Annotated in this window: 23 protein-coding genes; 6 read left to right on the top strand and 17 right to left on the bottom strand. The window is 54.4% G+C overall.

Features of this window, described 5'->3' with window-relative positions; all coding sequences use genetic code 11:
• Positions 1-64 precede the first annotated feature (64 nt).
• Both LJN55_RS08485 and LJN55_RS08480 read left to right on the top strand, forming a co-directional pair.
• A complete protein-coding gene (locus LJN55_RS08485) occupies positions 65-868 on the top strand; it encodes a mannosyl-3-phosphoglycerate phosphatase-related protein (protein WP_227536014.1) in 804 nt (267 codons plus the stop codon).
• 27 nt (positions 869-895) lie between these two features.
• Positions 896-2,116 carry a glycosyltransferase family protein gene (locus LJN55_RS08480; RefSeq protein WP_227536013.1) on the top strand — a complete coding sequence of 407 codons (1,221 nt, stop codon included), beginning with the start codon at positions 896-898 and terminating at the stop codon, positions 2,114-2,116.
• On the opposite strand, the gene dgcQ is transcribed toward LJN55_RS08480, so the two are convergent.
• Positions 2,113-3,765 (bottom strand): cellulose biosynthesis regulator diguanylate cyclase DgcQ, encoded by a 1,653-nt coding sequence (gene dgcQ / locus LJN55_RS08475; RefSeq protein WP_227536012.1) that lies wholly within the window; start codon positions 3,763-3,765, stop codon positions 2,113-2,115. The genes LJN55_RS08480 and dgcQ overlap by 4 nt on opposite strands.
• 207 nt (positions 3,766-3,972) lie before the next feature.
• Between dgcQ and LJN55_RS08470 the strand changes: the two genes are divergently transcribed.
• Complete coding sequence (locus LJN55_RS08470; RefSeq protein WP_133842864.1) at positions 3,973-4,182, top strand: hypothetical protein; 210 nt, start codon at positions 3,973-3,975, stop codon at positions 4,180-4,182.
• A 114-nt stretch (positions 4,183-4,296) separates the two neighbouring features.
• Positions 4,297-7,743, top strand: a complete 3,447-nt coding sequence (gene mfd / locus LJN55_RS08465) for a transcription-repair coupling factor (RefSeq protein WP_227536011.1) — start codon at positions 4,297-4,299, stop codon at positions 7,741-7,743.
• Between the two features lie 55 nt (positions 7,744-7,798).
• Here the strand turns inward: mfd and LJN55_RS08460 are convergent, their stop codons facing one another.
• From LJN55_RS08460 to hinT, 8 genes are all read right to left on the bottom strand, one after another.
• Positions 7,799-8,338 carry a glycine zipper 2TM domain-containing protein gene (locus tag LJN55_RS08460; RefSeq protein WP_133842860.1) on the bottom strand — a complete coding sequence of 180 codons (540 nt, stop codon included), beginning with the start codon at positions 8,336-8,338 and terminating at the stop codon, positions 7,799-7,801.
• Between the two features lie 278 nt (positions 8,339-8,616).
• On the bottom strand, positions 8,617-9,921 hold the full coding sequence (locus LJN55_RS08455; protein ID WP_133842858.1) for an NAD(P)/FAD-dependent oxidoreductase: 1,305 nt from the start codon (positions 9,919-9,921) through the stop codon (positions 8,617-8,619).
• Between the two features lie 246 nt (positions 9,922-10,167).
• On the bottom strand, positions 10,168-10,710 hold the full coding sequence (ycfP, locus tag LJN55_RS08450; RefSeq protein ID WP_133842856.1) for an alpha/beta hydrolase YcfP: 543 nt from the start codon (positions 10,708-10,710) through the stop codon (positions 10,168-10,170).
• Between the two features lie 39 nt (positions 10,711-10,749).
• Entirely contained in the window at positions 10,750-11,769 is a 1,020-nt protein-coding gene (nagZ, locus tag LJN55_RS08445) for a beta-N-acetylhexosaminidase (protein ID WP_192933181.1), read from the bottom strand.
• 22 nt (positions 11,770-11,791) lie between these two features.
• Positions 11,792-12,598: a thiamine kinase gene (gene thiK, locus LJN55_RS08440; protein WP_205945541.1), complete on the bottom strand. Its 807-nt coding sequence runs from the start codon at positions 12,596-12,598 to the stop codon at positions 11,792-11,794.
• A gap of 22 nt (positions 12,599-12,620) precedes the next feature.
• Entirely contained in the window at positions 12,621-13,187 is a 567-nt protein-coding gene (gene lpoB, locus LJN55_RS08435; RefSeq protein WP_167864744.1) for a penicillin-binding protein activator LpoB, read from the bottom strand.
• Positions 13,188-13,234: 47 nt separating this feature from the next.
• On the bottom strand, positions 13,235-13,603 hold the full coding sequence (locus tag LJN55_RS08430; protein WP_133842850.1) for a YcfL family protein: 369 nt from the start codon (positions 13,601-13,603) through the stop codon (positions 13,235-13,237).
• A gap of 26 nt (positions 13,604-13,629) precedes the next feature.
• Positions 13,630-13,980 (bottom strand): purine nucleoside phosphoramidase, encoded by a 351-nt coding sequence (gene hinT, locus LJN55_RS08425; protein ID WP_133842848.1) that lies wholly within the window; start codon positions 13,978-13,980, stop codon positions 13,630-13,632.
• Positions 13,981-14,353: 373 nt separating this feature from the next.
• Between hinT and LJN55_RS08420 the strand changes: the two genes are divergently transcribed.
• Both LJN55_RS08420 and bglB read left to right on the top strand, forming a co-directional pair.
• Positions 14,354-15,964, top strand: a complete 1,611-nt coding sequence (locus LJN55_RS08420; protein ID WP_133842845.1) for an MFS transporter — start codon at positions 14,354-14,356, stop codon at positions 15,962-15,964.
• Entirely contained in the window at positions 15,945-17,084 is a 1,140-nt protein-coding gene (gene bglB, locus LJN55_RS08415; RefSeq protein ID WP_227536009.1) for a beta-galactosidase BglB, read from the top strand. The genes LJN55_RS08420 and bglB overlap by 20 nt, the downstream gene beginning before the upstream one ends.
• Before the next feature lie 50 nt (positions 17,085-17,134).
• Here bglB and ptsG read toward each other — a convergent pair whose 3' ends face one another.
• The 8 genes from ptsG to acpP form a co-directional block, all read right to left on the bottom strand.
• Positions 17,135-18,571 carry a PTS glucose transporter subunit IIBC gene (ptsG, locus tag LJN55_RS08410; protein WP_133842842.1) on the bottom strand — a complete coding sequence of 479 codons (1,437 nt, stop codon included), beginning with the start codon at positions 18,569-18,571 and terminating at the stop codon, positions 17,135-17,137.
• 314 nt (positions 18,572-18,885) lie between these two features.
• Positions 18,886-19,677: a metal-dependent hydrolase gene (locus LJN55_RS08405; protein ID WP_227536008.1), complete on the bottom strand. Its 792-nt coding sequence runs from the start codon at positions 19,675-19,677 to the stop codon at positions 18,886-18,888.
• Between the two features lie 10 nt (positions 19,678-19,687).
• Positions 19,688-20,686, bottom strand: a complete 999-nt coding sequence (holB, locus tag LJN55_RS08400; RefSeq protein WP_227536007.1) for a DNA polymerase III subunit delta' — start codon at positions 20,684-20,686, stop codon at positions 19,688-19,690.
• Positions 20,683-21,315: a dTMP kinase gene (gene tmk / locus LJN55_RS08395; RefSeq protein ID WP_133842836.1), complete on the bottom strand. Its 633-nt coding sequence runs from the start codon at positions 21,313-21,315 to the stop codon at positions 20,683-20,685. The genes holB and tmk overlap by 4 nt, the downstream gene beginning before the upstream one ends.
• Positions 21,305-22,330 carry a cell division protein YceG gene (gene yceG / locus LJN55_RS08390; RefSeq protein WP_227536006.1) on the bottom strand — a complete coding sequence of 342 codons (1,026 nt, stop codon included), beginning with the start codon at positions 22,328-22,330 and terminating at the stop codon, positions 21,305-21,307. The genes tmk and yceG overlap by 11 nt, the downstream gene beginning before the upstream one ends.
• Before the next feature lie 12 nt (positions 22,331-22,342).
• The gene (gene pabC / locus LJN55_RS08385; RefSeq protein ID WP_227536005.1) at positions 22,343-23,143 is read right to left on the bottom strand and encodes an aminodeoxychorismate lyase; all 801 of its coding nucleotides are present in this window, start codon (positions 23,141-23,143) and stop codon (positions 22,343-22,345) included.
• 131 nt (positions 23,144-23,274) lie between these two features.
• Positions 23,275-24,516: a beta-ketoacyl-ACP synthase II gene (fabF, locus tag LJN55_RS08380; protein ID WP_133842830.1), complete on the bottom strand. Its 1,242-nt coding sequence runs from the start codon at positions 24,514-24,516 to the stop codon at positions 23,275-23,277.
• A gap of 88 nt (positions 24,517-24,604) precedes the next feature.
• The gene (gene acpP, locus LJN55_RS08375) at positions 24,605-24,841 is read right to left on the bottom strand and encodes an acyl carrier protein (protein ID WP_004157115.1); all 237 of its coding nucleotides are present in this window, start codon (positions 24,839-24,841) and stop codon (positions 24,605-24,607) included.
• Positions 24,842-24,863 lie beyond the last annotated feature (22 nt).

Here is a 24,863-nt window from a genome sequence, read left to right as displayed (position 1 = left end):
CTCAATGCGATGGCTGAGCTATACTGACGGTTCTACTGCCAAATATCACTCTGAGGTAGGGCTTATGCCGACGTTGCAGGACCCACTGATGATCGTCACCGATCTCGACGGCTCGCTGCTTGATCACCACACCTACAGCTGGCAGCCTGCTGAGCCCTGGCTGGCGCGTTTGCAAGCGCACCACATTCCGCTGGTGATCTGCTCAAGCAAAACCGCAGCAGAAATCATTCCGCTACAGCGAGCACTGGGGCTAAGTGGCACCCCTTTTATTGCTGAAAACGGTGCCGTTGTGAGCGATGGTCATGCCCGTACGCCGTCACCGCATCTTCCTGAAAGCACCGTTAACTACGCGGCATTGTGCGGGCAGTTAGCACAACTGAAGCTGCAGTATGGCTTTAAGTTCACCGGTTTTTCTGAGGTGAGCGAAAAAGAGGTTTCCGAATGGACGGGACTGACGCCGCATGATGCTGCTCTGGCCCGATTGCGCGAAGCCTCCGAAAGCCTTATCTGGCGTGATAGCAGTGAACAGTTCGCCCTGTTCTGCCAGCAACTGGAAGTCCGGGCATTGACGTTAGTTCAGGGCGGACGCTTCTGGCATGTCATGCGTCAGGGCAGCGGCAAAGGTGCCGCACTGCGCTGGCTGCTTCAGCACACCACACAGGGAGACAAAACGCCCGTCACCATCGGACTGGGCGATGGCCCCAACGATGCGCCGATGCTCGATGCCGTCGATTATGCCGTCGTGATCAAAGGCTACAGTAAAAATCCCATCATCCTGCAACGGCAGGACAAACATCATATCTATCATACCGCGCATTTTGGCCCCGAAGGCTGGAGCGAAGGGCTGGCGCATTTTATCACTCAGTAAACTGAGGCGATTTTTAAGGGGTAAGCGATGAGCGATTTTTACCAAAATGGCGTAATAACGAATTTTCATAATTTGACCGGACGCTCCGTAGAGGCGCTGGAAAAAGATCTGGTGCGCTTTTCGCGCAAGCGCAAAATGGGGTTGATCCTGCCTTCACTTTTTTCCGAACTGGAAGGCCCCGCCCTCAGTCATATTGTCGATGAACTGGCAAAAGTCCCCTACCTGTCTGAGATCGTTATCGGGCTGGATCGCGCGGACCGTGACCAGTTTCTGCTCGCCCGCGAGTTCTTTTCACGTTTGCCACAGCGTCATCGTATTTTGTGGAACGATGGGCCTCGCCTGAAGGCGCTGGATGCGGAGCTGGACAAAGAGGGGCTATCACCTTCGCAACCGGGAAAAGGCCGTAACGTCTGGTTTTGCACCGGCTATACCCTGGCGTCAGACAAGTCGGCCTGCGTCGCCCTGCACGACTGCGATATTGTTACCTATGAACGGGGAATGCTGGCGCGCCTGCTCTATCCTCTGGCTAACCCCGGCTTTCAGTATGAGTTCTGCAAAGGTTTCTATGCGCGGGTAGCCGATAACAAGCTCAACGGTCGTGTGGGACGGCTGCTGGTGGGACCGCTGTTACGTTCTCTGCAAAAAGTATACGGTCACTCTGACTATCTGGATTACCTGACCAGCTTTCGCTACCCTCTTTCCGGCGAGTTCGCCATGCGCACGCATGTGCTCAACGGCATCAAGCTGCCGGGCGACTGGGGGCTGGAGATCGGCGTACTGTCAGAAATATATCGCAACTACACCACCCGCCAGAGCTGCCAGGTAGAGATCGCGGATAATTACGATCATAAGCATCAGCCACTGGCAGAAGAGGACGGCACTGGCGGTCTGAAGCGCATGAGCAACGACATTGTGCAGTCGTTACTGCGCAAGATGGCCACGATGGGGGTCAGTATCACCAGCGATTCCTTCCGCGTACTGAAAGCAACCTATTATCGCAATGCGCTGGATATGATGGAAATCTACCACCATGAAGCGACCATGAACGGCCTGACGTTCGATCAACATGCAGAAGAAGCCGCCGTCGAAACCTTTACACAGTCGATTCTTGATGCAGGACAAGCCTTTATTGAGCGCCCGAATGAGAAGCCGTTTATCCCCAGCTGGGGCCGGGTACAGTCCGCCTTTCCTGATATCATGCAACGCATTTATCAGGCGGTCGAAGATGATAACAGCGGCGACGTTTAAGCTCCGCTATTAACGCAGTTACGGCCGGCGGCTTTTGCCTGATAAAGCCGGCCGTCTGCCACCGATTGCAGGGCATCTATCTGGTACTCCTGCTGCTCTTCGCTGCTGCTCACGCCCAGGGAGGCGGTCACCTTCAGCGTATGAGTGGCGTCAATCAACACCTCTTTTGAGGCCAGCTTGCCGCGAATTCGCTCCGCTATTTCTACTGCCTCTACCAGCCCGGTATCGGGTAAGACAATGCAAAATTCTTCGCCGCCTACCCGTCCCAGCACATCCACTTTTCGCACGGCGCTGGCGATGATGGCGGCCGCGTGGGTCAACACCACATCGCCCGCATGATGCCCGAGCGTATCGTTCACCGATTTAAAGTGGTCAAGATCGAGCTGAATCAGAGAAACAGGCTGCTGATGACGTTCACAGAACGCTGACAGGCGTTCAGCATGGTCGAAAAAGGCACTGCGGTTTAACAGGCGGGTCAAACCATCATAGTTCGCGCGCCAGCTCAGGGTTTCCTGAAGGGTCAATAATCGCCCGGTCATACGAATGATCGCCTGATGTGACGCCAGCAGCGTCAGGCTGAACAGCATCCACATCAGCAGCAGTATCAGCATGACCCGCCCCGCTTCACCCTGCAGCGCCTCAGGCAGGGTTTGCACATTGACCAGCAGTCCGTCGAAGTTTTGTAAATGCATCCAGGTGATTAACTGCATTCCTGAACGGATCTGCCCACTTTGGTTCGAGGTAACCTGGCTGAAAATATTGGCCACCTGTGCAGCATCCAGTCCGTGTTCGTTCAGCGATTGGCCATCCGAAATCGCCACCGCGTGTTGTTGGCTATCGAACAAGATGATGCTGCCGTCCTGCCACCTGGGCAAAGCGTGCTGTAAGTACCGTTGAATGACCTGGGTGGAAAAGTCCATCGCCAGAACGCCATACCAGTATTGGTCATGGTCGACGGGCAGAGCCACCGTCACCACATCACCTTCGTTATCAACGGAACGATAGGTTCCAGACCAGCGAAGTTTACGCTGTGGGTTTTGTTCCGGGCTGGCACTGAGGAAATAAGGGCGGTTGATCACGCTGCTGTAACTTGTCACCGTCTCTGCATGATCGTCCGGCACAGAACTCAGATAAAAACCGGCACGCGAGATATACCAGAGGCGGTAGTGAAAATCCTGTTGAGGATTGTTGAACTGCAGGATGTAGCTCATCTCCAGCGCGGCAGTTAGCTCATCGTTCAGGCGCTGTGGATCGCTGCGGTCGAGTAACGGCAGGCGCTGTACGGCAGCATCGGAGATTCCAGCGATCGGGATGCTGCGCTCGGTATTAATAGAGATGCTCCACAGCGGGCTTTGCCGCTCGCCAGCAAAGACGGTTAACGCATAACGAGATTTATCGGTTTCCAGCGGATCACCAAGCGCATGGCGCAGCATATTACGAAAGAAGAACATCTCATCAATACTTTGCTGCCACTGTCGCTCAAGGTTGCTGCCCGCCTGAGTCAGCCAGGCACGCTGGGTGGTCTCATGTGAAGATTTCAGCACCATTGCTTCATGCACGGTTAAAATGCTGGAGAAGGCAAAGACAATCGCAAAACACAAATGAACAATGTTCTTAGGTCGAAAAAAACGCGAATTGTTGTCAGGCATCACTTAAGCATTCTCCGCCGCTACTCTTCTTGGTTTTTACACAGTTTAGACCGCTGCCTACTGCGCAGCCAGCACGCGGCGTTCGTACGACAGAGTGATGACATTTTTATTGATCTCCTTCAGGCCAAACCCCTTTCAACAGGGGGAAAATAGCGCTATTACTGTAAAGAGTATTCGCCTGAGGCCCTGCTGGTACAGGAGGTAGTAATGTCCAGATTTCCTAAAGGCAGTATTGTGCGCCATAAAACGGGACAGATTAAAGGTGTGGTCCTTAACGTCTTTGATCAGGGCGACCGATCCGCAGGATATTACATCAAGTGGGATGATGGAAACCACAGCTATCACGCTGAAAACGAACTGATATGGGCGAATATCGACCGCCCAAGAATGCATGATGGTCAACAATCACCAAAATAACGTGCTGCCCCCAACAAGCGCTAAAATCAAGGTATACTGCATCTAGCTGAATCGGGACCACCCGGCACGCCAGGGTTCCCGTTCTCCCTTTTGTGAAGAGACCGTCTAACTTATATGTCTGAACTCTACCGTTATGACCTGCCAACCAAAGCAGGTGACCAGCGCCAACTGGGGCAACTGACTGGCGCGGCCTGCGCCGTTGAATGTGCCGAAATGGTTGAACGTCATCATGGTCTGGTGATTTTGATTGCGCAGGATATGCAGAATGCACTGCGCCTGCAGGATGAAATTAAACAGTTTACCTCCCATCCCGTGATGGCGCTGGCAGACTGGGAAACCCTTCCATACGACAGTTTTTCTCCCCATCAGGAAATCATCTCCTCCCGGCTTTCCACTTTATATCAACTTCCCGGGCTGGAGCGCGGGTTACTGATTATGCCAGTCAATACCCTGATGCAGCGCGTTTGCCCGCATAACTTCCTGCACGGGCACGCGCTGGTGATGAAAAAAGGGCAGAAGCTCTCGCGTGATAAGCTGCGTGCCCAGCTTGAACAAGCGGGTTATCGCAGCGTAGACCAGGTCATGGCACACGGTGAATTTGCTACCCGTGGCGCCCTGCTCGACCTCTATCCGATGGGCAGTGAACGTCCCTATCGCATCGACTTCTTTGATGATGAAATTGACAGCCTGCGTCTGTTCGATATCGACAGTCAGCGAACGCAGGAGGAAGTGACAGCGATCGACCTGCTGCCCGCCCATGAATTCCCGACTGATAAAAAAGCCATCGAGCTGTTTCGCACCCAGTGGCGCGAGCATTTTGATGTGCGCCGTGAACCCGAACATATTTATCAGCAGGTGAGTAAAGGGACGTTGCCTACCGGGATTGAGTACTGGCAGCCACTGTTTTTTGAGCAGCCCCTTCCCGCGCTGTTCAGCTATATGCCGGCCACCACGCTGCTGGTGATATCCGGCGATGTGGAAAGCAGCGCTGAGCGCTTCTGGCAGGACGTCAATGCGCGTTATGAAAACCGCCGCGTCGACCCGATGCGCCCATTGCTACCGCCTCCAACGCTGTGGCTGCGTACGGATGAGTTGTTCAGCGAACTGAAGCTGTGGCCTCGCGTACAGTTGAAAACCGACCTGCTGGCTGACAAAGCTGCCAATACCAACCTGCGTTATGAAACGTTGCCGGACCTCGCCGTACAGGCACAGGCCAAAGCCCCGCTGGACGCGTTGCGCCGTTTCCTTGAGTCTTTCGATGGCCCGGTGGTGTTCTCGGTGGAAAGCGAAGGCCGCCGTGAAACGTTGCAGGAATTGCTGGCACGCATCAAGTTAAAACCCACGGCTATCGACTCGCTGCCGCAGGCCGACCAGCCCGGTCACTATCTGTTAATTGGTGCCAGCGAACACGGCTTTATTGACCGGCTGCGCAACCGCGCCCTGATCTGTGAAAGCGATCTGCTGGGGGAGCGCGTCAGTCGCCGCCGCCAGGATAGCCGCCGGACCATTAACCCGGATGTCCTGATCCGTAACCTCGCCGAGCTGCGTCCAGGACAACCCGTGGTGCATCTGGAGCACGGCGTTGGCCGCTACATTGGCCTCACTACCCTGGAAACGGGGGGGATTCAGGCCGAGTATCTGATGCTGGCCTATGCCGGGGATGCCAAGTTATATGTGCCGGTCTCGTCACTGCATCTGATCAGCCGTTATGCCGGTGGCGCAGAAGAGAATGCTCCACTGCACAAACTGGGCAGCGATGCCTGGTCACGTGCGCGGCAAAAAGCAGCTGAGAAAGTGCGTGACGTTGCAGCAGAGCTGCTGGATATCTACGCACAACGCGAGGCGAAAACCGGGTTCGCGTTTAAACACGACAAACAGCAGTATCAGTTGTTCTGTGAGAGTTTCCCTTTTGAAACCACCCCGGACCAGGCGCAGGCCATCAACGCGGTACTGAGCGATATGTGCCAGCCGCTGGCAATGGATCGCCTGGTGTGCGGCGATGTTGGCTTCGGTAAAACCGAAGTGGCCATGCGTGCCGCCTTCCTGGCCGTGGAAAATCATAAACAGGTTGCCGTACTGGTGCCGACCACCCTGCTGGCCCAGCAGCATTACGACAACTTCCGCGACCGTTTTGCCAACTGGCCAGTGCGTATTGAGATGCTGTCGCGTTTTCGTACCGCCAAAGAACAAACACAGGTGCTGGCAGAAGCGCAGGAGGGTAAGGTTGATATTCTTATCGGCACCCATAAGCTGCTGCAGAACGACATCAAATGGCGCGATCTGGGGTTACTGATTGTCGATGAAGAACATCGCTTTGGCGTGCGCCATAAAGAGCGTATCAAAGCGATGCGCGCTGACGTGGATATCCTGACGCTCACCGCCACGCCGATCCCGCGTACGCTGAATATGGCGATGAGCGGAATGCGCGATCTGTCGATTATTGCCACGCCGCCCGCGCGCCGTCTGGCGGTGAAAACCTTCGTGCGTGAATATGACGATATGGTGGTGCGCGAGGCCATCCTGCGTGAGGTACTGCGCGGCGGTCAGGTGTATTACCTGTACAACGACGTTGAGAATATTGAAAAGGCGGCAAAACGCCTGTCGGAACTGGTGCCGGAAGCCCGTGTGGCCGTCGGTCACGGTCAGATGCGTGAGCGCGAGCTGGAACGGGTGATGAATGACTTCCATCACCAGCGTTTTAACGTGCTGGTCTGTACCACCATTATTGAAACCGGTATTGATATCCCGACCGCGAACACCATCATCATTGAACGCGCCGATCACTTTGGCCTGGCACAGCTGCATCAGCTGCGTGGTCGCGTCGGGCGTTCGCACCATCAGGCCTATGCCTGGCTGCTGACGCCACATCCAAAATCGATGACCACCGATGCGCATAAGCGTCTGGAAGCCATTGCTTCGTTAGAGGATCTGGGCGCCGGATTTGCGCTCGCAACACACGATCTGGAAATTCGTGGTGCCGGGGAGTTGCTGGGCGAAGGTCAGAGCGGCCAGATGGAAACCATTGGTTTCTCACTGTATATGGAACTGCTTGAAAACGCCGTCGATGCATTAAAAGAGGGGCGTGAACCTTCGCTCGAGGATCTGACCAACAATCAGACCGAGATCGAGCTGCGTATGCCGGCACTATTGCCGGATGACTTTATCCCGGATGTGAATACCCGTCTTTCATTCTATAAACGCATTGCCAGCGCCGTGCAGCCGGGTGAACTGGACGACCTGAAGGTTGAGCTGATTGACCGTTTCGGCCTGCTGCCGGATGCGGCACGCAATCTGCTGGATATCGCGTCTATGCGTCTGGTGGCGAAAACGCTGGGTATCCGCAAGGTCGAAGCCAGTGAGAAAGGCGGTTTCGTTGAGTTTGCAGAGAAAAACAAGGTCGACCCGGTATGGCTGATTGGTCTGTTACAAAAAGAACCGCAGCACTGGCGCCTGGATGGGCCAACGCGTCTGAAATTTATCCGTGAGCTGGGCGAACGTAAGGTGCGGATGAAGTGGGTGCAGACGTTTATGCAGCAGATGCTGGAGAATGCAACGGGCTGACATCAAAAAAGGGACCATGAGGTCCCTTTTCATCGTATAGCGTCAATCTGCTGACTTACGCTTTATTACTCAGCACCAGCTGACCATTATCGTCTAACGGAATACGTGTACCCGGGTCATTCTCCATGCGGATTTTACCCTGCTGGTCGCCAATCTTATAAGTGACGTCATAACCCAGCATTTTTTCCTGCTTATCGTAGACCGTCTTACAACGCTGCTCGGTCGTGGTGTAGGTATCACGATCCTGCAACGCCCCCTGGACCTGGTTACCGCCATAGCCCCCCGCCAGCGCACCCGCCACGGTGGCAACATCACGACCACGACCGCCACCAAACTGGTGACCCAGCACACCACCGGCAACAGCACCCAGTACGGAACCGGCGATGCGATTTTCATCCTGAACAGCGCGACGATGAGTCAGCGTGACGTTACGGCACTCCTGACGTGGATTCTTCAGGGTCTCTTTAATCGGCGTGGCTGAAAGTACCTGCGCGAACTGTGGGCTGCGATCGAACACATTCATACTGGCCACCGCTGCTACACCGAGTGCAGCCACAACACCAATACCAATACCCGCTAACATTGATTTATTCACAGGAAACCTCCTGACATTGTTACCGCGCATTCTTGATTACTGCGGCATCCTGAACAGGTGCGGCATATTCGGCGTGCGCGACGCGCCGTGGTAATTGATAGGAATTCTGCTACCAGCCGGGGATTGTGACAATAAGAATACTGGACGAAAATCGGATCAGGCATGATAAGAGAAAGTTTTTAAGAGAGTTCTTATCAGAGGGAATGAGGGGGTGAGTCAGAAGAACGGCTTATACCACCACAGACAGTCATCCGGGAGTATAAGCCGTTTTTTTCGGCTTAGTGCAGCTTGAGGCGTGGACGGATCGCGCGGTTGATACTGCCCACCAGCACCATCAACCCGGTTTTAAAGTAACCGTGCAGCGCAACCTGGTGCATGCGGTACAGCGAGATATAGACGAAACGCGCAATGCGCCCTTCGACCATCATCGAACCGCGCATCAGGTTACCCATCAGGCTACCCACTGTACTGAAGCGGGACAGTGAGACCAGTGAACCGTGATCTTTATAGACGTACGGTTTCTGTGGCTGCCCTTTTATATCCGCCAGAATATTGGCCAAAACACGTGAGGCCATCTGGTGCGCAGACTGTGCGCGCGGAGGGACAAAACCGCCGGACGGCAACGCGCAGGATGCGCAGTCACCAATGGCGTAAATGTTCGGGTCACGAGTCGTCTGTAAGGTTGGCTCAACCACGAGCTGGTTAATACGGTTGGTTTCCAGGCCGCCCAGCTCTTTCATAAAGTCCGGTGCCTTGATCCCTGCCGCCCAGACCATCAGATCGGCATCAATAAATTCGCCGCTCTTGGTGTTCAGACCTTTTTTATCCGCGCTGGTGACCATCGTCTGAGTCAGCACGCGTACCCCCAACTTGGTCAGCTCGCTGTGAGCCGCGCTGGAGATACGCGGTGGCAGTGCAGGCAGAATACGTTCACCGGCTTCCACCAGCGTGACGTTCAACGCCTGGCTGTCCAGACCTTTATAGCCATAGCTGTGCAGCTGTTTCACCGCGTTATGCAGCTCGGCTGACAGCTCAACGCCGGTCGCACCCGCGCCGACAATAGCGATATTAACCTTATCCTGCGAACCTTCACTGGCGGAAAACTTCAGGAACAGGTTCAGCATCTCATTATGGAAACGGCGTGCCTGGTGTGGGTTATCGAGGAAGATACAGTTGTCTTTTACGCCCGGCGTACCAAAGTCGTTTGAGGTGCTCCCCAGCGCCATCACCAGCGTGTCATACGCCAGCTCACGCTCCGGGACCAGAAGTTCACCCTGCGCATCGCGAATTTCAGCCAGTTGCAGACGGTTATTCTCACGATCGAGGTTGGTGAGCGTTCCCAACTGGAAGCTGAAACCATGTTTGTGCGCATGTGCCAGGTAGCTCAGGCCGTCAATACCTTCATCCAGCGACCCGGTTGCCACTTCGTGTAACAAGGGTTTCCACAAATGGCTGTGGTTACGATCCACCAGCGTAATGTGTGCTTTCTTCTTGCGGCCCAGTTTGTGCCCCAGCTGAGTCGCCAGTTCAAGACCTCCGGCACCTCCGCCGATGATTACAATTTTTTTCATAGGTGTTGTCAAACGACCCTCTCTAAAAGTAAACCAATCGTTAACTAAAAGTTAAATAAATAACCTTAGTAAACATAGGGTTGGCGATGTTAATTCGCGAGCTGGGGCCAGAATAACACGAGGGAATTCATCTGTTCTAAGAAAATTGATCCTGGTCAATTTTATTAGCAAAACTAAGAATAGTACGAATAAAGACCCTGCATCCAGCCCGCCTTTTAGCGGGCATGAGGTCTGTTTTCGAGGGATAAAAAACGGGGATTAACCTAATGATTTGAACGCTTTGATTCGCGGAAGATGATGGGAGATATTCTTGAATTTATGCCCTTCCACTTCATCCCATATCAGCTCGTAAAAATGTTGTAACGCCTCGGCACTGCGCTGGTTATCAAGCGCATCGTCATGACGGGAAAGAATGGTCATACAGCGGTCACGGTTCTTCTCACGGAAATTGCCGACGCATTTGGTGGCAATATCAACATACTCTTCCGGGCGGTCAATTTTGCCTTCCATCACTTCCTGTGGCCACAGGTTAGGATTGAACATCACCTGGCGCACATCACACAAGAAGCCGATACGTTCAGCCCAGTAGCCGCCCAGACCAACACCACAAATCAATGGCCGTTCGTCATCACTTTGCTGCAACATCTTGTAGGTCTCTTTCAGCAGATGCTGCATATCGTGCTTCGGATGCCGGGTGCTGTAGCTGAGCAGCCGGACATCCGGGTCAATAAACTGAAGTTGCAACACTTTTTCATGGTTGCCCGGGCTGTTTGAATCAAAACCGTGCAGATAAATAATCATTGTCATCCTCACCGTTGATGCGCCGCAGGCAGCCTGAAATCAGATGCCTGCCGCCGCTTTATGTTCCAGCCAGCGTTCCTGCAACTGACTCAGTCTGGCACTGGTCTCTTTCCAGCGTGACGAGTCACGCAGTTGCTGATGGGTAAATGAGCTTCGATGGTAAAGCTGCGTCACCCTTTCAGCATTGATCGGCGACAGGTTATCCAACACGCTCACCGCTCCCTGACGATTATTGCATACCAGAATCATGTCACACCCGGCATCCAACGCGGCCTGACCCCGCTCGGCATAGCTGCCCATAATGGCCGCCCCTTCCATCGACAAATCATCTGAAAAGATGACGCCGTCAAAACCAAGTTCCTCACGCAGCACGGTTTTTAGCCAGTGTGACGAACCGCTGGCCGGGCGCGGATCAACTTCAGTATAGATAACGTGGGCCGGCATAATTGCGTCCAGCGCCTGTTCCGCAATCAGCTGCCTGAAGATTGGCATGTCATGCTGGCGGATCTCGGCTTCACTGCGCGTATCTCGCGGAGTTTCTTTATGGGAATCTGCACTCACAGCACCATGTCCTGGGAAATGCTTACCCGTGGTTTTCATTCCCGCGTCGTGCATCCCGCGAATAAATGAACGCGCCATTTGCAGGGCAACCTGCGGATTCTCATGGAATGAGCGTTCGCCGATGGCCGCGCTGCCGTGACCAATATCCAGTACCGGGGCGAAGCTGATATCAATATCCATTGCAATCATTTCAGAGGCCATCAACCAGCCTGCCTGCTGGGCCAGTGCCTCTGCCTGCTCACCACGATGTAATGCGGCAAAAGCCTGCATCGCCGGCAGACGCGTAAATCCGTCGCGGAAGCGCTGAACGCGGCCACCTTCCTGATCGACGGCCACCACCAAACGATGGCGCGATGCCGCACGGATCTGTCGCACCAGCTCACGCAGCTGCGCCGGATCGTGATAGTTACGGCTGAACAGGATCAGTCCGCCAACCAGCGGGTGTTGTAAAATTTCACGCTCTTCGGCATCCAGTTCGCCGCCTTGTACATCTAACATTACCGGTCCCACACTTCACCTCTTAACCTGATGACATGCGCTGCCAGCCCTCGGCTGCCAGCGTCTTAAATTGGTGTTCACCACTTTGCTGCCAGCGTAACTCATACCAGCTGGTCGCCAGTAGATCGAGCCACGGTAACCAACGGTCAACCTGCCGTCGTAGTGGGTCATAATCAAATTGTTGCCGATCCGAATAATGGACAATCAAACGCTGCTGTTGCTGTGCATCCAGCCCGTTACCCATTATGATCGCGGCCAGTTCCAGCGCCACATCGCCATCGCCGGCGTACTCCCAGTCAATCAGCCGCAGGCGCCCGTCATTGAGGATCAGGTTCCCGCAGTGAATATCCATATGCAGTAAGGCCATCCGTAATGGTTTCGGTTCGCCCTGCCGCTGACAGCGCTTTAGCGCCCGCAGCCAGTGTATCTGGCGCCGCGCAGGCTGACTGCGCTGCCAGTAGCTCATCAGCAGCGGCAGCAGCTGTAAGGGGTATCCTGACAGCGGCTGACGGTGCAAGCGGACGACTTCATTCACCAGAGGTTCTACCCACCTGTCCCACTGCCCTGTCGACAGCACGTTACCCGGCTGCCAGGCCAGAAGCAGCCAGTCCGCATTGCGTCCATAAACGCGCGGTGTAAGGCCGCTGGCGGCCAGTTTGCGCAGCAGGCGGTATTCACGCTGGCGATCCACCCCAGGCATGGTCTGCAGCCCTGCGGCACGCCTGGCCAGCAGGGAAACTCCCTCAAGCGAAACCTGAACACTGCACCCGCTCAATCCCTCAAGGGGGGAAAAAGAACCGGCGGCTCGCGCCGCCGGAAATTGTTGCATGATCAGCCGCTCAAGGGCGGGATCAGTGCACAACGGCACCGCTACCTGACCAGATGATTTCGCCGGTCTGCACCAGCATTAACTGCATTTGCAGCGTGGGTGCTTTCACATCCCCCTCCGCATTGCTGTACAGCACATACTGTGCACCCACGTAACGCGCCAGACCCACCGCTTTACTGCGTGAGACCAGGCTGTCATCCGCTGACAGACCGAGCGTCTGCTTCGCCACCGCCAGTTGTTGTGGCGTCACCAGCGTAAACTGGGTGTTATCCTTCAACGCACTTTGCAGCGCGGCCGTCGCTTTAGCACTTTGCAGGCTGCCGTTGGTGCTGTTTTTTACATTATCCACCAGCAGCACGCCGCCAGGCGTAACGCCATCCGCTTTGAGCATCTGGGCAATCAGCGGAGAAACACTGGCTGGCCAATTGAGGGTTTGCATTTTCGGCGGCGGTGGCACGTTCTGCCCCGGCTCTGCTTTTGGCTGTTCAGGCACAGTAATCGGTGGCTGCACCGGTTCAACGGGCGCAGGGGGTGCCGTTTCCTGTTGCTTCTGAAAAAATACACAGCCGCTCAGAAAAAGCGCCAGCATCAGCACTCCTGAGCGTTTAACGATGTTGCTGTTCACGCGATAACTCCTTACAGATACAGATAGAGACGAACTTTGCTCGCCGTCAGATTACCGGTTTGAGATGAAATTTCGGCTTTACCATGAGCGGGTACCGTCAGGGTATGTGGTCGTTCAAACGGCAAGATTTCCAGCCCTTTGTCATCATACCAATAGAATCGGTAGGTCACCTGGACCGGTTTTTCCTGCTGATTAAATAGTACCGTTGACGCACGCTGTTGTCCTTCTGTCTCGCGGATCGTCGGTTCGTCGGTCGTGATCCCCGCTGACAATACTGACGATTCCATCACCAGTGACTGTGAGGTATTGATGGCAGTACGATCGCTGCTGCATCCGGTTAATGCTATCAGTAACGTGATGGCCGTTACGCTTGCCCGCATAGGATTATGTCCGTATTCGTTGGCGTTCAGGACGCCAGCATTGGGCCTAAAGGTCGGCCACCGACAAGATGCAGGTGGATATGATAAACCTCCTGCCCGCCGTGTTTATTGCAGTTCATGATCAAACGGTAGCCGTCTTCAGCAATCCCTTCATCCTTCGCGATTTTCGCCGCTACGGTGATCATACGTCCCAGCGCGGCTTCATGCCCGGCGACAGCATCGTTAGCCGTGGCAATCAGCAGGTTAGGAATGATAAGAATGTGCGTCGGCGCCTGCGGGGAGATATCGCGAAATGCCGTGACCAGTTCATCCTGATAGACGATGTCGGCCGGGAGTTCACGGCGGATAATTTTACTGAAAATGGTTTCTTCAGCCATGCTATCTGTCCTTGTGTTCATGTCGTTAACGTTACCGCAGTATGAGCGAGAGAATCGTTTTCTTTCAACCTGCAACTGACTTTTCTTTGGTTAATCGCTCGGCTTTACGGCATTTCACTCTCTCAGCGTTGCCCTTCACCCTCTTTCTGTGCTGTTCATCAACAAAATGAACCGCTACTTTCGATAAAAACAAAACAGTGTTTTATAAATTTAGATGTACGACACACCGATGACGGCCATTTTGCCACCTTCTTGCCTCAGATGGCAAAAACGGCAAGGTTCAGCCATCGCGAACGCTCTATTTTTCCAGCATCCGTATGAGTTGTCCGGAACCTGTGGCTAAAGCCACCCCACCGCGCAAGGAGTTTTCCTGATGCACACTCGTAAGATCGGACTGGCAAATTATCTCGCCTACGGTTCCGGTGATTTTCTCGGTGCCGGCACCACTGCCCTGACCGCCGCCTGGCTGCTTTATTTTTACACCACCTTCTGTGGCCTGACGCCCATTGAAGCGACCTTTATCTTCGCCCTTGCCCGGGTGCTGGATGCCGTGATCAGTCCACTGATGGGCTTTCTCACCGATAACTTCGGCAGCACCCGGCTGGGTAAACGCTTTGGCCGCCGTAAGTTCTTTATTTTGCTCGGCATTCCCTGTGTGTTCAGCTACAGCCTGATGTGGGTCGGGGATATGAGCTACCTGTGGTACCTGCTCACTTACCTGCTGTTTGATATCGTCTACACCATGGTGCTGGTGCCCTATGAAACGCTGGTACCGGAAATGACCGACGATTTTAAGCAGAAAACGCGCTTCTCCGGTGCCCGTATCGCCCTCGCCCAGCTTTCTGCCATTCTTGCCGCCTTTTTACCGGGCATCCTGCTGGGGGTTTTCGGTAAGGACAACGCAGTGTCATTCTTCTATTCCAGCCTGGTGTTTTCCACACTCTGTGCCATCGTACTGACGCTGGTGTGGTTCTTCACCTGGGAGCGTCCGGCCGATGCCATGTCGGAAGAGTCAAAACGCGCAGAGGAGGAGAAAAAACACCTCACGCTGGGTCAGAGCCTGAAACGCCTGTATGTCGAGCTGGCATCAACGTTACGCATCCGTATATTCCGCCAACATCTCGGTATGTATCTCGGCGGCTACATCGCTCAGGATGTGTTTAACGCGGTGTTTACCTGGTACGTGGTGTTTGTGCTGATGCAGAGTGCGCAGCTGGCCTCCAACCTGATGGGCACCATGGCGGTCCTGCAATTTATCGCGGTGATTGGCATGATCCCGTTATGTATTCGTATTGGACCTGCCCCGGCCTATCGCCTGGTAGTGGCACTGTTTGCCGCCAGTGCCCTCTCATACTGCCTGCTGTGGTACGCGGGTATGAGTAATAACCTGGCACTGCTGCTGTTGATTTCCGCGGTAGCGGGTCTGGGGCGTGGTGGCATCAACTATATCCCGTGGAATATTTACACCTACATTGCGGATGTGGATGAAGCCATTACCGGCCAGCGGCGCGAGGGGATTTTTGCCGGAATCATGACGCTGACGCGCAAAGCCTCACAGGCAGGTGCAGTGATGGTGGTCGGTATCGTCCTGCAACTTTCCGGGTTTGTCTCAGGCAAAGCGGAGCAGCTTCCCCAGGTCGGCCATACCATCGTCGTTATTCTCGGTGCCGGCACGCTGGTGATGCTGACATTCGGCTTTATTATCTCCCTGCGCTTTAAACTCAATCTTGCCACTCACCATACCCTGCGCGAAGAAACGCTGAAAATGCGCCAGGCCGATGGCGTAGTTCCGCAGCAGCTGACACCGGAAGCGCGTGCCACCGTCGAAACCCTGACCGGTATGCCGTATGAGAATCTCTGGGGTAACAATAATGTTGGCTACCTCAATCGTCATAAACCTCAGGCGGCAGCGTTGTCAGAAACACGCGCCGCCTTCCCTTCTATCCGACCTCAGGAGCACCACGATGACAGTTTACCCGGTTAAGTTCAGCGCACTGCTGCGCCAGCCCGAATATCTGCTGCCGCGCACCGCGCTACAGCAGCTGATTGCCCGCGTCAGTGATAATCTGGTCGGCATTACTGATGAAAGCGGCGAATTTTTGCTGCGCCTGGATGATGGCCGGGTGATTGATACCAAGGGCTGGGCTGGCTGGGAGTGGACGCACGGCATCGGGCTGTACGGCATGTATCACTATTACCAGCAGACCGGCGATAAGCTGACGCTACAACGTATCGATGACTGGTTTAGCGCACGGCTCCAGGAGGGTACACCGACCAAAAACGTCAATACTGTCTGTCCGTTCCTGACCCTCGCGTACCGCTATGAAGAAACGCGCGATCCGTCCCTGCGCCCGGTACTGGAACGCTGGGCAGAATGGGTGATGTATGACATGCCGCGCACTGAGCATAACGGCATTCAGCATCTGGTCTACAACAATGAGAACCACCAGCAGATGTGGGACGATACGCTGATGATGAGCGTGATGCCGCTGGCGAAAATCGGCCAGTTACTTGATCGCCCGGAGTTTGTCGAAGAAGCCACCTATCAGTTTCTGCTGCATGCGCAGTATCTGATGGATCGCCAGACCGGCCTGTGGTTCCACGGCTGGACATTCGATGGCAAGCATAACTTTGCCAATGCCCGCTGGGCGCGCGGTAACAGCTGGCTGACCATCGCCATTCCTGATTTTCTAGAACTGATGAACTGGCCAGAGCAACACGCCACCCGCCGCTACTTGCTTCAGGTGCTGGAAAGCCAGGTGAAGGCGCTGGCGGCGTGCCAGCATGAAAGCGGGTTATGGCATACACTGCTGGACGATCGTGATTCGTATCTGGAAGCCTCGGCGACTGCCGGTTTCGCCTACGGCATCCTGAAAGCTGTACGTAAACGCTATCTCAGCCGTGACTATTATCCTGTGGCCGAGCGGGCACTGAAAGGTGTGATGGAACACATCAATGATGACGGTGAGCTGACGCAGGTGTCATTCGGCACCGCGATGGGCAGTGATTTAGACTATTACCGCCAGATACCGCTGACCTCGATGCCCTATGGACAGGCGATGGCGCTGCTGTGCCTGACCGAGTATCTGCGGGTCTATCTCTGAGGCATAAAAAAAGGGGCGCTTTTGCGCCCCTTCTGGTCACTATACCGTGATCATTTCGAATTACGGATAAAGTCATCCATATCGGTTTTCAGGTTATCGGATTTAGTACCGAAAATCGCCTGAACACCAGAACCTGCCACGACCACACCGGCCGCACCCAGTTTCTTCAGACCCGCCTGGTCGACTTTGCTCACATCCGCCACGCTAACGCGCAGACGGGTGATGCAGGCATCCAGATTGGTGATGTTATCTTTACCGCCGAAGGCAGCCACCAGGTTACCCGCCATTTCACTGGCGTTGCCGACAGTCTGCTCGCTGGTCGTTTCTTCACGGCCAGGTGTTTTCAAATCCAGCTTGGCGATCAGTACACGGAAAATGGTGTAGTAGACCAGGCCGTAGACGATACCCACAATCGGGAACAGCCAGATTTTGCTGCTGTTACCGCTCAGAACGATGAAGTCGATCAGACCATGCGAGAAGCTGGTGCCGTCACGCATACCCAACAGGATAGCGATTGGGAAGGCCAGACCCGCCAGGATTGCGTGGATTGCATACAGAATCGGCGCAACGAACATGAACGAGAACTCGATCGGTTCGGTGATACCGGTCAGGAACGAGGTCAGCGCGGCGGAGATCATGATACCGCCCACTTTGGCACGGTTCTCAGGTTTCGCTGAATGCCAGATAGCAATCGCAGCGGCTGGCAGACCGTACATTTTGAACAGGAAACCACCTGACAGCATACCTGCCGTTGGATCACCCGCCATATAACGTGGAATATCACCGTGGAATACCTGGCCTGCCGCATTGGTGAATTCACCAATCTGCATCTGGAAGGGAACGTTCCAGATGTGGTGCAGACCGAATGGCACCAGCGAACGCTCAACCACGCCGTAAATGCCAAAGGCGACGACCGGGTTCTGATACGCCGCCCACTGTGAGAATTCCTGAATCGCAGTACCGACGGGTGGCCAGATAAAGGACAGCAACACACCGAGGAAAATCGCGGTAAAACCGGAGATGATCGGAACGAAGCGTTTACCCGCGAAGAAGCCCAGATACTCAGGCAGCTTGATGCGATAGAAGCGGTTAAACATATAGGCCGCGATGGAACCGGCAATAATCCCGCCCAGTACACCCGTGTCAGCCAGGTGCTTAGCCGCAATCTCTTCGGCAGGCAGGTGAAGGACCAGCGGTGCCACGACGGCCATCGTTTTCACCATGATGCCGTAAGCAACAACGGCGGCCAGCGCTGAAACGCCATCGTTATTGGTGAAGCCCAGTGCCACACCAATCGCGAAGATCAGCGGCATATTGGCAAACACCGAACCACCGGCTTCGGCCATCACATGAGAAACTACCGCTGGCAGCCAGTCGAAGTTGGCAGAACCAACGCCCAGCAGGATCCCCGCAATCGGCAGCACCGATACGGGCAACATCAGCGATTTACCGACCTTTTGCAGGTTCGCAAATGCATTTTTGAACATAGTGTAAAGCTCCTGAGTATGAGTGCTTTTCTTCGCGCTGTGCGCGTTGCAAAGGGGGAGGATCCTTTGCGGGTAGTGCAAAATAAGGAGCGTCTTAAGCGCTCTCGGTATTTATTACGAAGGGTAAAATAAATCCGCTCAAATTTGTTTGATGGCTATCACGTTTCGTTGAACGCGTGCCACTTCTTTAGTAAAAGTTGACGGGAAACGCCAGTTTTTTGCGCAAAAAAAATGCAGCACCCGATTTAAGGGCGCTGCACTTTACGACTTTTGCTTATTAATTACGAGCTATAAAAGAAATCCCCGCCTCAATGTCAGTCTGTCAGACGCGACATTGGCACATGAAATAAGCGCGAGAAGTTTTCTGTGGTCGCCTGCGCCATCTGCTCAATACTGACCCCTTTGACCACCGCCATGTATTCCGCTACATCGCGGGTATAAGCAGGCTGGTTTTCTTTGCCACGGTACGGCACCGGGGCAAGATACGGCGAGTCGGTTTCCACCAGCATACGGTCCAGTGGCACATGACGGGCGGCTTCGCGGATCTGTTCAGCGTTCTTGAATGTGGCAATGCCTGAGAAAGAAATATAGAACCCCATATCCAGCAGTCGGGTGGCGGTTTCACGATCTTCCGTAAAACAGTGCAACACACCGCCACACTCTTCTGCTTTCTCTTCCTGCAGGATCGCCAGCGTATCTTCGCGGGCATCACGAGTATGGACGATCACGGGTTTATTCAGATCGCGCCCGACGCGAATATGTTCGCGGAAAGAAGCCTGCTGACGCACCATCGTCTCTTTTTGGTAAAAATAGTCCAGCCCGGTTTCACCCATCGCGATAACGCGCGGGTGGGCGGCCAGCTCGCGCAATTCAGCGAAGTCATACGCCTCTTCCTGATTCAGCGGATGCACACCGCAGGAATAAGCCACGTTTGGACGTTCACCAATCAGGTCAACCATCGCTTTGTAGCCCGGCAGCGTGGTCGCTACTGCCAGCATAAATTTCACATCGCGGGCAGCAGCCTTTGCCAGCACATCCGACACATCCTGGTGCAGGGTTTCATAATTCAGGCCATCGAGGTGGCAGTGGGAATCAACTAAAAACATAATGTACTCTCTAAAGCGGTGAACCGGCCGATGCCGGGTTAAGCATGGCTTCCCAGCCCAGCAGCTGATTGGTCAGTAGCAATTCGCGGTTGACGGCGACCACATTCAGCAGGCGGTCACGACAGATAATCCACTGGCGCAGACTGGCATCAATAGCGCTGGTCGGTAACAGGGTGGCGATACGCATCACATCCGCCTGGCGGTCGACGTTACTGATAAACTGCCCGCCTCCTTGCTGCCATTTCACGGCATCGATCAGCAGTGAACAGAGCCAGCCAATACGCTGAGCGGCATCATCATGATGTAACGCGGGAAGCAGGCTCAGCATATCGCCCTGCAACGCATCAGGTAGCGCCTCGCAGACCCGTTGACGTTGCTGCCAGATTTTATCGTCCAGTAACGCCAGAGCGGCAGCAGGTGCCCCCGCTGACAGGCGCAAGGCGGCAGTACGTTCGTTCAGACCGGCCGCAGACTGTTTCTGTAACCATTGCAGACTTTGTGCTTCTGCGGGGGGAGCGAGGTGCCACAGTAGACAGCGGCTGCGCAGCGTCGGCAGCAGGCGCGAGGGTTCGCGGCTACTGAGTAAAAACCAGGTATTTTTCGGCGGCTCTTCCAGCGTTTTCAGCAGCGCATTCGCGGCGGCCTCAGTCAACTGTCCGGCATCCGGCAACCAGACAACTTTTGCCCCGCCCTGCTGCGCATGATGGTACAGCTTCTCAGTGACACTGCGGACTGCGTCAATCCCGAGCGAACTTTTGCCTTTTTCCGCTTCCAGCCGATACCAGTCCGGATGCGTTCCGGCCAGCATCAGCTGGCAGGCGTGGCATTCACCACAGCTTTTCAGGCCATCAGGCCGCTTGCACATCAGCCAGCGGCTGATCCCCCAGATAAGGGCATCATCGCCCATCCCCGGCAGCGCCTGAATCAGCAAAGCATGATGGCCGCGCTGTGCCTGATGCTGGCTGAGGATCTGACGGTAGCTGTGATTGAGCCACGGATACCAGTTCATTGCTGTTCCTGTAACCACTGGTCAAGCGTCTGGCGCAGCGAGACGGTAACCTGTTCCAGTGACTGGGTGGCATCCACGGTTTTAATACGGGTGTCAGCGGCTGCCAGCGCCAGATAACGGTCACGCGTGCGGATAAAGAAGTTGAGGGATTCCTGTTCGATGCGGTCCAGCGCGCCACGGGCACGGGCACGTTGCAGGCCAATTTCAGGCGTGACATCGAGGTACAACGTCAGGTCCGGGGAAAAATCGCCCAGTACTGCCTGCTTCAGGCTGCGCATTAACTCGCTGTCCATGCCGCGTCCTCCGCCCTGATAAGCCTGCGATGAGAGATCATGACGATCCCCTACCACCCAGGCACCGCGTGCCAGCGCAGGTTTAATGACATTTTCAACCAGCTGTACGCGGGCTGCGTACAGCATCAGCAGTTCCGCCTGATCGGTGATGGGTTCATCATTTATTCCCTGCTTGATCAACTCGCGCAGTTTCTCTGCCAGCGGCGTACCGCCGGGCTCGCGGGTAAAGACAATGTCGTTAATGCCGTGGCGCTGAAGTTCGCTGACCACGGCATCACGTGCGGTGGTTTTCCCTGCGCCTTCCAGGCCTTCAATAACGATAAATTTACTGTTCATTTTTTTCCTTCATCGCCAGGCGATACACCTGTACGGCTTTATTATGGCTGGCCAGATTGGTGGTAAAGGTATGCCCTCCTTTTCCATCGGCCACAAAATAGAGGAAGTTAGTTTTATCCGGGTGCGCTGCCGCAGCTAGCGAGGCTTTTCCTGGCATGGCAATCGGGCCTGGCGGCAGTCCGTTAATCGTATAAGTGTTATATGCCGTGGGCGTTTCCAGATTCTTGCGTGTTAGCGTGCCTTTATAGGCATCACCCATACCATAAATCACCGTCGGGTCGGTTTGCAGGCGCATGCCCAGACGCAGACGGTTGATAAATACCGAGGCGACGCGGCGACGCTCGTCACTCACCGCGGTTTCTTTCTCAATGATCGACGCCATGGTCAGCATATCATTTTTGCTTTTATACGGCAGGTTATCCATTTTACCCTGCCATTCACTGTCAACCAGCGTCACCATGCGATCATGCGCACGTTTCAACAGTGCGACATCGGTGGTGTTCGCCGTATAAAGATAAGTATCGGGATAAAACCAGCCTTCCACGCCGGCCTGTTCCCCCTCCAGCTTTAATGCGGCAGCCACCGTCGCGAGTTTGTCATCCGTCAGCGTATGTTTAATGTAAGGGGCATTGCGAAGCTGACTGAGCCATTCCTGCATACGCGTACCTTCAACGAAACGCAGGGGGAATTGTGCCTCTTTACCACTGGCCAGCAGCGCCAGCATCTCCCGCACGGTCATTCCCGGCGTGAAGCGATAGGTTCCGGCTTTAAATTTCGCCAGTTCAGGTTCCAGCTTCAGCAGAACGCCAAACCACGGGCCATCAGGCACGATGTGCTTCGACTCCAGTTGAGCCTCCAGCACTACGCGGCCTGAGCCTGCTGGCAGGGTAAAGATCGTTTCTTTGTTAATCGTTAACGCAGAATCAGCCAGCTGGCGTGTTTGCCAGTAACCGTATGCGGCAACCATCAGCACGAATGCGAGTAGCACTACTATCGTTTTTCGGAGTTTAGTCATGAAGGTCCCACGTCATTCATTATGGTGGTTGAGCAGACCAAAAAGCTGGCGCGATGAATAATGCCAGTTCTCAACCTGGTAAACCGGCAATACGGGCATCAGTGCGTTGGTGATCAGCACTTCTTCTGCCGACGCCAGTGCGTCAATCTCAGCACGGACTTCTGTCAGGGTGAACCCCAGTTGAACCACCTGCTGCATCACCCATTGACGTTGAATGCCATTCACACCCGATGCCGTTAAATCAGGGGTAAACACCTGATTTCCCGTACGCCAGAATAAATTAGCCGCACAGCATTCCACCAGCATAGCGTCACTGTCAAGCACCAGCGCCTCATCGGCGGCAGTCTGCTCAAGCTCTGTGCGGATCAGCACCTGTTCAAGGCGGTTTAGATGTTTTATTCCTGCCAGGTGGGGATTTTTCCCCAGGCGCACACTGCTGAGTGCCAGCCGTGCGCCAGTCTGGCGTAGCGTATGATAATGAGCAGGATAGTCAGAGAGAGACAGGATGCGTACCGGCTGGCTGCAGCCCGTTGCGCTGTAACCGCGTCCGCCGCTGCCACGCGTCAAAATAACCTTCAGTACGGCATCGCTGCGGGTTGTCGCAGCAAAGCTCATCTCTTTTTCGAGGTTATGCCAGTCAACATCACCGATCATAAGACGTTCGCAGGCTTGCTGTAAACGCGTCAGATGGGCCTCAAGAAACGTTACCCTGCCCTGTTGAACACGCGCCGTGGTAAAACAACCATCGCCGAACTGAACTGCGCGATCGCGGATATCGATATTGTCCCGCGTGTCACCATTGACCCACATCATGCTCACTCTCCGTTATCGTCAGTGCCCAGATTACCTGCCAATCCCGCCAGAATCATCTGATTGTCGCTCACTGACGATCAGAATAAAAAAAGGCCCGCACAGTGCGGGCCTTTCAATCGGACAGGACAAACTCAGATCTTACGGAAAATAAGCGAACCGTTGGTACCGCCGAATCCGAAGGAGTTACATAAAGTGTACTCCAGACCTTTTGTCTGACGCGCCGTGTGCGGAACAAAATCAAGATCACAACCTTCATCTGGGTTATCCAGATTGATGGTTGGCGGAACGACCTGGTCGCGCAATGCAAGAATAGTGAAGATCGACTCCACCGCGCCCGCTGCACCTAACAGGTGACCGGTCATGGATTTTGTCGAGCTGACCATCACGCTGTTCGCACTGGCACCAAAGACGGATTTCACTGCCTGCGTTTCTGCTTTATCTCCGGCCGGCGTCGAGGTACCGTGCGCGTTGATATAGCCGATTTGCTCTGGTGACAGTTGTGCATCTTTCAGTGCATTCACCATCGCCAGCGCCGCACCCGCACCGTTTTCCGGTGGAGAGGTCATGTGGTAGGCATCGCTGCTCATCCCAAACCCGACGATTTCAGCGTAGATTTTCGCCCCGCGTTTTTTCGCGTGCTCATACTCTTCCAACACCACCAGACCTGCACCGTCCCCCAGTACAAAGCCATCACGATCTTTATCCCACGGACGGCTTGCCGCCTGCGGGTTATCGTTGCGGGTAGAAAGTGCACGTGCAGCACCAAATCCGCCCACACCCAGTGGTGTACTGGCTTTTTCAGCACCACCAGCCAGCATAACATCAGCATCGTTATAAGCGATGATACGTGCAGCGTGACCAATGTTGTGCACGCCAGAAGTACAGGCAGTTGCGATGGAGATACTTGGGCCTTTCATGCCAAACATGATCGTCAGGTGACCCGCAATCATGTTAACAATGGTCGAAGGAACAAAGAACGGGCTGATTTTACGTGGGCCACCATTCACCAGAGAGGTGTGGTTTTCTTCAATAAGACCAAGACCGCCAATGCCGGAGCCAATGGCAGCGCCAATACGTTCAGCGTTCTCTTCGGTGATTTCCAGGCCAGAATCCTGCATGGCTTGGATGCCAGCAACAATTCCATATTGGATGAAGGCGTCCATCTTGCGCTGATCTTTGCGCGAGATGAATTCATCACAATTAAAATCTTTTACTAAGCCAGCAAAACGCGTTGCGTAGGCACTAGTATCAAAATGGTCGATGAGGCTGATGCCACTCTGACCGGCAACAAGAGCATTCCAGGTGGACTCTACGGTATTGCCGACAGGAGACAACATGCCAAGACCAGTCACAACTACACGACGCTTAGACACGTTCGTCCTCCAGAGAGGGAAAAGTTGACACTGTGTGGGACGTTCAGATAAAACTCAGGCGGTCGAGTGACCGCCTGGAGATGCTCACTTATGCCTGGTGACCATTGATATAATCAATAGCAGCCTGAACGGTAGTGATTTTCTCAGCTTCTTCGTCCGGAATCTCGGTATCAAACTCTTCTTCCAGAGCCATTACCAGCTCAACGGTATCAAGAGAATCAGCGCCCAGATCTTCTACAAAAGAGGCAGTATTAACAACTTCTTCCTGCTTAACGCCCAGCTGCTCGCCAATGATTTTCTTAACGCGTTCTTCGATAGTGCTCATACTATTAAATTTCCTATCAAAA

Source organism: Erwinia rhapontici, from assembly GCF_020683125.1.
GTDB lineage: Bacteria > Pseudomonadota > Gammaproteobacteria > Enterobacterales > Enterobacteriaceae > Erwinia > Erwinia rhapontici.
The sequence above is the reverse complement of the archived record's forward strand: the minus strand, read 5'-3'. Positions and strand labels throughout refer to the sequence as shown.

Bases quoted from the DNA above. Each gene is read 5' to 3' on its own strand.
- LJN55_RS08485 (WP_227536014.1), top strand. From the start codon at position 65: ATGCCGACGTTGCAGGACCCACTGATGATCGTCACCGATCTCGACGGC.
- LJN55_RS08480 (WP_227536013.1), top strand. From the start codon at position 896: ATGAGCGATTTTTACCAAAATGGCGTAATAACGAATTTTCATAATTTG.
- dgcQ (WP_227536012.1), bottom strand. From the start codon at position 3,765: ATGCCTGACAACAATTCGCGTTTTTTTCGACCTAAGAACATTGTTCAT.
- LJN55_RS08470 (WP_133842864.1), top strand. From the start codon at position 3,973: ATGTCCAGATTTCCTAAAGGCAGTATTGTGCGCCATAAAACGGGACAG.
- mfd (WP_227536011.1), top strand. From the start codon at position 4,297: ATGTCTGAACTCTACCGTTATGACCTGCCAACCAAAGCAGGTGACCAG.
- ycfP (WP_133842856.1), bottom strand. From the start codon at position 10,710: ATGATTATTTATCTGCACGGTTTTGATTCAAACAGCCCGGGCAACCAT.
- nagZ (WP_192933181.1), bottom strand. From the start codon at position 11,769: ATGTTAGATGTACAAGGCGGCGAACTGGATGCCGAAGAGCGTGAAATT.
- thiK (WP_205945541.1), bottom strand. From the start codon at position 12,598: ATGCAACAATTTCCGGCGGCGCGAGCCGCCGGTTCTTTTTCCCCCCTT.
- lpoB (WP_167864744.1), bottom strand. From the start codon at position 13,187: ATGCTGGCGCTTTTTCTGAGCGGCTGTGTATTTTTTCAGAAGCAACAG.
- LJN55_RS08430 (WP_133842850.1), bottom strand. From the start codon at position 13,603: ATGCGGGCAAGCGTAACGGCCATCACGTTACTGATAGCATTAACCGGA.
- hinT (WP_133842848.1), bottom strand. From the start codon at position 13,980: ATGGCTGAAGAAACCATTTTCAGTAAAATTATCCGCCGTGAACTCCCG.
- LJN55_RS08420 (WP_133842845.1), top strand. From the start codon at position 14,354: ATGCACACTCGTAAGATCGGACTGGCAAATTATCTCGCCTACGGTTCC.
- bglB (WP_227536009.1), top strand. From the start codon at position 15,945: ATGACAGTTTACCCGGTTAAGTTCAGCGCACTGCTGCGCCAGCCCGAA.
- ptsG (WP_133842842.1), bottom strand. From the start codon at position 18,571: ATGTTCAAAAATGCATTTGCGAACCTGCAAAAGGTCGGTAAATCGCTG.
- LJN55_RS08405 (WP_227536008.1), bottom strand. From the start codon at position 19,677: ATGTTTTTAGTTGATTCCCACTGCCACCTCGATGGCCTGAATTATGAA.
- holB (WP_227536007.1), bottom strand. From the start codon at position 20,686: ATGAACTGGTATCCGTGGCTCAATCACAGCTACCGTCAGATCCTCAGC.
- tmk (WP_133842836.1), bottom strand. From the start codon at position 21,315: ATGAACAGTAAATTTATCGTTATTGAAGGCCTGGAAGGCGCAGGGAAA.
- yceG (WP_227536006.1), bottom strand. From the start codon at position 22,330: ATGACTAAACTCCGAAAAACGATAGTAGTGCTACTCGCATTCGTGCTG.
- pabC (WP_227536005.1), bottom strand. From the start codon at position 23,143: ATGATGTGGGTCAATGGTGACACGCGGGACAATATCGATATCCGCGAT.
- acpP (WP_004157115.1), bottom strand. From the start codon at position 24,841: ATGAGCACTATCGAAGAACGCGTTAAGAAAATCATTGGCGAGCAGCTG.